Origin of the sequence: uncultured Enorma sp. (assembly GCA_905210055.1) — a bacterium.
In the GTDB taxonomy this organism is placed as follows: Bacteria; Actinomycetota; Coriobacteriia; order Coriobacteriales; family Coriobacteriaceae; genus Enorma.
On record CAJLVH010000084.1, the window covers coordinates 1 to 7,967 of the forward strand.

The following is a 7,967-nucleotide window of genomic DNA, read 5'->3' on the forward strand; positions in this document are numbered from 1 at the left end:
CTCTTCCTTTGTCCCGCGGCGGTTCATGCGCGCGCCCGAAAGCGCCCGCTCGTTCGGCGCGCTAGAGCATGCCGAGATTGTTGAGCACAACGTATGCCGCGGCTCCCAGCGCGGCGATGAGGCAGAGGGCGATGAGAATCTTCTGCGCGGGCGGCATCGCGGGGATGCCGTCCTCGTCCTCGCCCTGCGAGAGCACCATACGGCGGCCGAACGTATCGGCCTCCGCGGGATCCGGCACAGATGCGGCAGAGACGGGCGCAGGCGTTGCCGAAGGCTGCGACTGCAACGAAGACTGAGAATCGGCGACGGGTGCCGCTGCCTGCGGCGCGGGTGCCGGCGCAGACACCGCTTCCACCGCCTCCCGTTCAGCACGGAGCGCCTCGAGCTCCGCGCGCTCGCGACGAGCCTTTTCGGCACGGAGCGCCTCAAGCTCCGCGCGCTCCTCGTCGGTCAGGGGCGTATCGAGTTGGTCGGACATATGACCGCCTTTCTTCGAACATGCTGCGTAGCAGTATACCCCGTACGGCAATCTCCCGGGGCGTTCGAAACACATGTTGAAACACCGCGCGCCCAGCATCCTTCGGCCACGCCATCAGCCGCATGCGGGCGCAAGAGCCTACGCGTCTGCTCGAACAAGCACGCCGGTCGTGTCGAAAGGCGGGGTGAAACTCTCGTCCACCGCTCCCCCCTCCTGCCAGAACATCTGCGAGAAGCCGAGCTCATCGGCATGATCGAGCACGAGCTCGTACTCATCCTCCGTCACGGCGCGAGCGAGATCGCCGCCGGCAGCGCGCATGGCGGCATTCGGCGTGTATTGATTCATGACAGAAATGGGGACGTCGCCAACCGCGTCCCAGATCAAATCGAGCACACGGCAAGAATCCTCGGCATGCCCCGGCAGCACGAGATGGCGCACGATGATTCCGCGCATCCAGGCGCCATCTGCGCGAGCGGCTCCTCCCCCATGGCGCTTAAGCTGCCGCGACATCTCAATGAGCGCGCTCTGGGCGACTGAAGGGTAGTCGGACACATGCGAAAGAGCACGGCCCAGCTCGGCATCGGCATACTTGAAGTCGGTGAGCCAGATGTCAACGAGATCGTCCAGCTCGCGCACTGCCTCCACGCGCTCGTACCCGCTCGTGTTGTAGACGATGGGGATAACGAGCCCCCTCGCACGGGCGGTAGCGATTGCCTCCGGCAGCAGATGTGCATAGTGCGTCGCGGTCACGAGGTTGATATTGAGGGCGCCCTGATCCTGGAGCTCCAGCATGATCTGGGCGAGTCGCTCGGGCGGCACCTCGATGCCGAAATTCCCCGTCGAGATCTCGTGATTCTGACAGTACACGCATTTGAGCGGGCAACCGCTGAAGAACACCGTGCCCGAGCCCGCCTCGCCCGAGATGGGCGGCTCTTCCCAGAAGTGGAGGGCGGCACGGGCGAGCTTGAGCGCGGACCCGGCACCGCATACGCCCGTCTTCCCCGCCGCTCGGGCAGCGCCGCACCGGCGAGGGCACAGTTCGCACGCTGCGAGGGAATTCTGTGTGAGCAGCCCATGCTCCATAACGCACCGCCGAAAACGCCGCCGATATCAAAAAAGCCCGCCGAAGCGGGCTTTATGCTTGAGTGGGTGGAGACGAAGGGAGTCGAACCCTCGGCCTCTGCCATGCGACGGCAGCGCTCTCCCAACTGAGCTACGTCCCCAAGCAGTGAACTATTCTACCAAGCTCCGCCGAACTGTCAACGGGCAATTATGAAGCGGAATAATTCGGTGAAAAACACACGTAATCGCGCTCATCATGACCCACGGAGCCGGATAAGTCAAGACTGGTATTCGGTGGACGGCGGGCTAACATAATAGGTGTCCCGCACCCTGCGGAACAACTGGGTGAACCGTCACGTTTTTTTAGGGAGCCCACACAGTCGAGCCCAGTACAGGCATCCTTCGTTGTTAAGGAAGCTGGAAGAGCCGATGAGGGCACCCACCTTGTAGAGGTGGGTTCATTTTCGTGAAGCAGGGTGCGGTCTTTTTATGCCTTGAATCGCCCGGGGGGCGCATCCTCTTACAATCGCATGATGATATGGTGTCCGCCGCCAAATAATCCGCGCTTTTTAGGTATCATTGTATCAGATTGCGCCTGGCGCCATCGCAGATACCGTCCACGAAGTTTTGCTGGTCACGCCGCCATGGATTCGCTTGCTCCCTACATATGTGTCGCGGCAGCCGCGTTCGCAACCACCTTCGCGCTCGTTCCCGGCGTGAAGCGTCTCGCCGTGCGCCTTGATGCCGTGGACTACCCTTCTAAGCGCCGTATCAACAAGGTGCCCATCCCCCGCATGGGCGGGCTCGCCATCTTCATCGGGCTCATCGTCGCCCTTGCGGTGCAGATCGCGGGCACCTGGATCTGGGGCTGGCCTTCGGCGCTCATCTCGCATCCGAGCCTCAGCGTCAACTACTACCTCCTCGCCGTGGCGTTCTGCGTCATCGTCGCGACCGGCGCCATCGACGATGTCTGCTCGCTCAGACCCCGCGCGAAGCTCGTCGGCCAGGTGCTCGCCGCCGTGCTCGCCGCGGCGGGCGGCCTCACCATCGGCGCCATCTCGAACCCCGTGGGACCGGGCAACATCGACCTCGGGTGGTTCGCCTACCCCATCACCGTCGTCTACCTTGTAGCGTATACGAACATCATCAACCTCATCGACGGCCTCGACGGGCTCGCCACGGGCATCACGGCGATCGCAGCACTTGCGATGTTCAGTCTCGCCGTGCTCGCCGGCCGCACGGATGCCGCCGCGCTTTCCATCGCGCTGTTCGGCGGCTGCCTGGCATTTCTGCGGTACAACTTCAACCCCGCGAGCGTTTTCTTGGGCGATTCCGGGTCGCTTTTGCTCGGCTTCGCCCTCGGTACGGTGTCGCTGCTCTCCGTGAACCGCACGGCCGCGCTCACGTCGCTCATCATCCCGCTCATCGTGGCGGGCGTGCCCATCTTGGACACGTTCGCCGCCATCATTCGCCGCACGCGCGCGCACGTGAGCATCGGCCAGGCCGACAAGGGCCATATTCAGCATCGGCTCATTCAGGAAGGCTATGATCAGCGCCAGGCGGTGCTGCTCATCTACGCGTGGTGCATCCTGCTCGCGCTCGGCGCCGTGCTCATCAACCAGGTGCGCGCGGAGTTCCGCGTGGTGATCTTCCTCGTGCTGCTGGGCGGCTCGGCGGTCTTCGCGATGCGCTTGCACCTGTTCGAGCCGGTCCTTCGGCATCATTACAACCCCGAAACGCACCGCGACGAGATCGTAACGCCCGAGGATCCGGCGTTTGCCGAGGAAACACAGGCGGAAAAGCGCCAGCGTGCCAAACGGCGCGGAGAGCGTCGGGAAACCGTGCAGCACATCGAGGAGCAATTGCGCGATAATACCATCGACCGCATCAAGAAGGGCTAGCCGGGGGCGAAAAACGGACGCCCAGGTGCGTGCCGCACCGGAAGCGTCCTGCCGCGCGGAAGCCGTGCCAGCGCATGCGCGCATCCGCACGCTCGCACCCCGACACGATACGAAAGGTGACCCATGCCGAACGTCCGCAGCTATGAGACCGCGCTCGAGCGCAGCAACCAGATCAGCGCCGATCTTGCCGTGCATCCGGAAGCATACACGATGCTCACCGGCGACCGTCCTACGGGCCGCCTGCACCTGGGACACTATTTCGGCACGCTCAAAGGGCGCGTCGAGCTGCAGAACATGGGCGTGAAGACGAACGTGCTCATCGCAGACTACCAGGTCATCACAGACCGCGACACAACCGAGCATATCCAGGACAACGTGTACAACATGGTCATGGACTACCTCGCCTGCGGCATCGACCCTGCGAAGACCATGATTTACGCGCATTCTGCCGTGCCCGCCGCAAACCAGCTCATGTTGCCGTTCCTCTCGCTCGTGAGCGAAGCGGAGCTGCAGCGCAATCCCACGGTCAAAGCGGAGATGGAAGCGAGCGGCCACGAGCTCACGGGGCTTCTCCTCACCTACCCCGTGCACCAGGCGTGCGACATCCTCTTCTGCAAGGGCAACGTCGTGCCCGTCGGCCGAGACCAGCTTCCGCACATCGAGCTCACCCGCCTCATCGCGCGCAAGTTCAACAACCGCTACGGCCACGTGTTCCCCGAGGTCGACGCCCTGCTTTCCTCGACGCCGCTGCTGCCCGGACTCGACGGCCGTAAGATGAGCAAGAGCTATGGCAACGCCATCTCGATCTCCATGACGCCGGAAGAAACAGCGAAGCGCATCAAGAAGAGCCAGACCGACTCCGAGCGCATGATCACCTTCGACCCCGAGCATCGCCCCGGTGTCTCCGGCCTGCTCTCGACGGCTGCCATCTGCACCGGCCGCACCGAGGTGGAGATTGCCGAAGAGATCGGCATGGGCGGATCAGGCGCGCTCAAGAAGTACGTGACCGAGGCTGTGAACAGCTACTTCGAGCCCATCCGCGAACGCCGGCACCAGTTCGAGAACGACCTGGAGTATGTGAAGGACGTGCTGCACGAGGGCAACCGCCGCGCAAACGAGATCGCCGAGGCGACGCTTGCCGAGGTGCGCGAAGCCATGGGAATGGTGTACTAGCGACTCCCCGTCCCCGTCTCCTGCCGCCCGCCGGGCATATCCTCCCCCACTTCAGACAGTCCTCGCTCGCTGCGGAACTCGTGGTGGAGGAAATGCCCGGCGGGCGGCAGGAGACGGGGACGAACGAGACGTACTACGCCAAGAAAGTAAGAGGTTGAAAGATGTACAAGGTCGTTGCTTCGGATATGGATGAAACGTTCCTCGACCATCGGCACCAGATTCCCGCACCGAATCTGCAGGCGCTTGCGCGCATGCGCGAGCTCGGCGTGCTCTTTGTACCGAGTTCCGGCAGACCCTACCAATCGATCATGGACAATTTCGCCGATATCGACCAGTCGCTCATGGAGGGCACCTACGTCATCTCGTACAACGGAGCGTTCATCAATCGCTACGACGACCCAGAACCGCTGCTCACTACCAGCGGGGACCGTGCCTCGATCGAGCGTCTCTACGCGTGGGGCGTTACGCATCGCCAAGCGCTGCACCTCTATACCACGAGCGGAGAGACCTATGTGCAGTTCCTCCCACCGGAAGAGCAGGAGTATCTGAAGGGCTTTCCGGGATGCATCGAGCTCGACGATTCGGTAAGCAGCCTCGATGATTTCATCGGTGACGACGAGCCTATGAAGATCCTCTTCATGGATGTCGATTTCAAACGCTGTCATCGGATAGGCGAAGAGCTTGCGCCCACCCTCGACCCCAAGAAGGTCGCTATCACATACTCCTCGAATCGCTATGTCGAGTTCGTTCCCGCAGGTGTGGACAAGGGTACGGGACTCGTTCATCTCGCGGGGCTTCTGGGCATCCCCGTTGCCGAGACCATCGGCGTGGGCGACGCGGCAAACGACCTCGAGATGATCCAAGCTGCCGGTCTGGGCGTGGGCGTGGCGAACGTCTCGGACGACGTGCGCCCCTATTGCGACCTCGTGCTCGAGACCATCGGCTGGGACGGTGCCTTCCCCGAACTCGTGGAGCGCGTACTCGAAGCGAGATAGCGCTGCATTACCCCAACGACGTTTTACCTCGCATCTGAAGATGCCTTTTTCTACGCGTCTTTTTCAACATGATGCAAAACAGCCGCTGGGGTACTTTCACATTCATCAAGACAGATGCGCGCGGACATGCTCGGCGAAGCCGCGGTATGTCCAATCCTGTTCATCTCCCGGCTTGAGATCGAGCGAGATGTCCTTGAAGAAGCAGGTGGGAATCTCGTGCTGCTTCAAGCACTTCGCGATGCACGGCGTGCAGCCGGAATTGTGGTTGCACGGATTGTTCGGACACGCCTTGTCGGTGCAGGTGCAAAACGCTACATTCGCCATAATCTCTCCTCAAAGGTAACTGTATCCCCGTGACTTCTTACATCCCGGCAGGCCAGCGGCAGACGCTCAAATCCACGTGATCATCGTCGCGAAACGAGACGCCTTCGTCCTCGAGTAGGCGACGCTGCACGCCCGCCCCGCCGAACGCGAAGCCTTCGCAGATGCGCCCATCCGCGAAGACCACGCGATGGCAGGGGATCTCGCCGGGCCGCGGGTTCACATGGAGCGCGAATCCCACGTAGCGTGCCTTCCGGGGCTCGCCCACGAGCTTCGCCACCTGACCATACGTCGCGACCATCCCTTCCGGAATCTGCTCAACGACCTCATACACGCGCTCGAAGAATCCGTCACGCGATGTATCTTGCTTCATCGACGTTCTCCTGCTTGCATGGTGATGATCTACGTCCTGGACTCAGATTATCACTCGGCGATGACGGCCTCGCGGTGCTCGGACGTGATGAGCTCCTTGGCCTTGATGGTGGCGCCGAGATAGCGCTCCACAAGCTCCGCAAGCTCATCGATTGCCGCCTGGCAATCTTCCACGCGCTCTGGCTCAACGCACTCGATGATCAAGAAAGCGTTCTTCGAATCGTCCGTGAGCGCCGTACGAACGCCATCGCGCCAGTTCCAGCAGCGGCACACCGCGCCCGCATCGTCGCAGTAGCACAGCTCGCCGGGCAGCGTCGGATCTTCATGCTCGTTCTCGCCGAGCGGAAGGAACGCATCTCCGCCCTCGGTGATCCCCAGGCGCAGGTCGCCCTCGAACGCATCGATGTCCTCGCCGCCCACGGGCAGCGCGTACTTGAGCGAGATGGCGTTGTAGATGTCGACCGCGGGCGTGATGTGCCCCACGGGATTGCCCTTGAGCACGCGCTTCAGTAGGTTCTCGATCGAGCAGCGCGCACCCTTCTTCGTCTTGAACGCGCGGTACGCCTCGCGCCATGCCTTCACGGGAGCGTTCTCGGAGATGGTATCGCTCGTGAGGTGCCGCTCGGCGAGGATATTCGCCCGGTCAAGCAGGTGCTCGATCTCGGCAGCGTCTTCGGTGGAGACCTCGGCTGCGGACCTCATACCCTCCGCGACCACGATACCGATCGCTGCCTGCGGAAACAGCTCCCAAAACGACGCTTCGGTCACAAACCTCTTCATGCCAGCCGCCTTTCTATCGCCAAACAACAATCATAAACAAAAAACGCGCGCCACCAGCCGTCTTCTTCGCCCTACGACGCTGGCACGCACGCGTTCGCGCTGCCCCACCTGGGGATGGAGCCGCTATTGAGTTCATCATAGCGACGGGGCGACGCCGCGTCAAAAGAAAGCGTGATAAGAAATGGAGCGGCGGCCATCAACGGCCACCGCCCCACTCAACTCAAAAGGGGTTGGAAGGAACACGTCCCCACTCAACCCAAAAGGGGTTGGAAGGAACACGTCCCCAACGAACCTCCCAACGAACCCATTAGCGCTCGCGGGTCATGCTCTTAAGATCGACACCGGGATAGCGCTTCTCGAAGTTCTCCTTGAACTTGGCGGCGAGCTCGGCCGCAGCCTTGTCGTAGGCCTCCGGATCCTCCCACGTGCCGCGCGGGTCGAGCAGCTCGCGCGGGACGCCGGGGCAGTCACGCGGAACCTCGACGTCGAACACGTCGTTGTGCACGTAGCCCGCGATGTCGAGCGAACCGTCCTGCGCGGCCTTCACGAGTGCGCGCGTGTAGTAGAGCGCGATGCGGTGGCCGATGCCGTACGGGCCACCCGTCCAACCGGTGTTCACCAGGTAGACATGGGTGTCGTTCTGCGTGATCTTCTCACCCAGCAGGTAGGCGTAGGCCATGTGATCAAGCGGCATGAACGGCTCGCCGAAGAGCGCCGAGAACGTGGGCTGCGGCTCCTTCACGCCAAGCTCGGTGCCGGCGACCTTCGCGGTGTAACCCGTGAGGAAGTGGAACATGGCCTGCTCGCGCGAGAGACGCGAGATGGGCGGGAGCACGCCGTAGGCGTCGGCGGTGAGGAAGAGCACCACGCTCGGGACCTCGCCGG

General features: G+C 62.5%; 9 protein-coding genes and 1 tRNA gene. 3 read left to right on the top strand and 7 right to left on the bottom strand.

Annotated features, from left to right (window positions below; genetic code table 11):
• Positions 1–61: 61 nt before the first annotated feature.
• From QZ079_RS06280 to QZ079_RS06290, 3 genes are all read right to left on the bottom strand, one after another.
• Positions 62–478, bottom strand: coding sequence for a hypothetical protein (locus tag QZ079_RS06280; protein WP_297036525.1), 417 nt, complete (start codon positions 476–478; stop codon positions 62–64).
• Positions 479–616: 138 nt separating this feature from the next.
• Positions 617–1,561, bottom strand: coding sequence for a radical SAM protein (locus QZ079_RS06285; RefSeq protein ID WP_297036534.1), 945 nt, complete (start codon positions 1,559–1,561; stop codon positions 617–619).
• A gap of 67 nt (positions 1,562–1,628) precedes the next feature.
• Positions 1,629–1,701 (bottom strand) — tRNA-Ala (locus QZ079_RS06290).
• Between the two features lie 483 nt (positions 1,702–2,184).
• On the opposite strand from QZ079_RS06290, the gene QZ079_RS06295 reads away from it, so the two are divergent.
• The 3 genes from QZ079_RS06295 (at position 2,185) to QZ079_RS06305 (ending at position 5,609) form a co-directional block, all read left to right on the top strand.
• Entirely contained in the window at positions 2,185–3,441 is a 1,257-nt protein-coding gene (locus QZ079_RS06295) for a glycosyltransferase family 4 protein (protein ID WP_297036537.1), read from the top strand.
• A gap of 123 nt (positions 3,442–3,564) precedes the next feature.
• A complete protein-coding gene (trpS, locus tag QZ079_RS06300) occupies positions 3,565–4,614 on the top strand; it encodes a tryptophan--tRNA ligase (RefSeq protein WP_291288461.1) in 1,050 nt (349 codons plus the stop codon).
• Positions 4,615–4,775: 161 nt separating this feature from the next.
• On the top strand, positions 4,776–5,609 hold the full coding sequence (locus QZ079_RS06305; RefSeq protein WP_297036541.1) for an HAD-IIB family hydrolase: 834 nt from the start codon (positions 4,776–4,778) through the stop codon (positions 5,607–5,609).
• 105 nt (positions 5,610–5,714) lie between these two features.
• On the opposite strand, the gene QZ079_RS06310 is transcribed toward QZ079_RS06305, so the two are convergent.
• The 4 genes from QZ079_RS06310 to QZ079_RS06325 all read right to left on the bottom strand — a co-directional run.
• Entirely contained in the window at positions 5,715–5,933 is a 219-nt protein-coding gene (locus QZ079_RS06310; RefSeq protein ID WP_291288459.1) for a DUF6485 family protein, read from the bottom strand.
• 37 nt (positions 5,934–5,970) lie between these two features.
• Positions 5,971–6,303: an MGMT family protein gene (locus QZ079_RS06315; protein WP_291288458.1), complete on the bottom strand. Its 333-nt coding sequence runs from the start codon at positions 6,301–6,303 to the stop codon at positions 5,971–5,973.
• Between the two features lie 50 nt (positions 6,304–6,353).
• Positions 6,354–7,082 carry a B3/4 domain-containing protein gene (locus tag QZ079_RS06320; RefSeq protein WP_297036545.1) on the bottom strand — a complete coding sequence of 243 codons (729 nt, stop codon included), beginning with the start codon at positions 7,080–7,082 and terminating at the stop codon, positions 6,354–6,356.
• A gap of 307 nt (positions 7,083–7,389) precedes the next feature.
• A partial coding sequence (locus QZ079_RS06325; RefSeq protein ID WP_297036548.1) for a phosphoenolpyruvate carboxykinase (ATP) occupies positions 7,390–7,967 on the bottom strand: 578 nt, incomplete at its 5' end.

Coding starts and splice junctions, on each gene's coding strand:
- QZ079_RS06310 (WP_291288459.1), bottom strand. CDS start 5,933: ATGGCGAATGTAGCGTTTTGCACCTGCACCGACAAGGCGTGTCCGAAC.
- trpS (WP_291288461.1), top strand. CDS start 3,565: ATGCCGAACGTCCGCAGCTATGAGACCGCGCTCGAGCGCAGCAACCAG.
- QZ079_RS06315 (WP_291288458.1), bottom strand. CDS start 6,303: ATGAAGCAAGATACATCGCGTGACGGATTCTTCGAGCGCGTGTATGAG.
- QZ079_RS06285 (WP_297036534.1), bottom strand. CDS start 1,561: ATGGAGCATGGGCTGCTCACACAGAATTCCCTCGCAGCGTGCGAACTG.
- QZ079_RS06295 (WP_297036537.1), top strand. CDS start 2,185: ATGGATTCGCTTGCTCCCTACATATGTGTCGCGGCAGCCGCGTTCGCA.
- QZ079_RS06280 (WP_297036525.1), bottom strand. CDS start 478: ATGTCCGACCAACTCGATACGCCCCTGACCGACGAGGAGCGCGCGGAG.
- QZ079_RS06305 (WP_297036541.1), top strand. CDS start 4,776: ATGTACAAGGTCGTTGCTTCGGATATGGATGAAACGTTCCTCGACCAT.
- QZ079_RS06320 (WP_297036545.1), bottom strand. CDS start 7,082: ATGAAGAGGTTTGTGACCGAAGCGTCGTTTTGGGAGCTGTTTCCGCAG.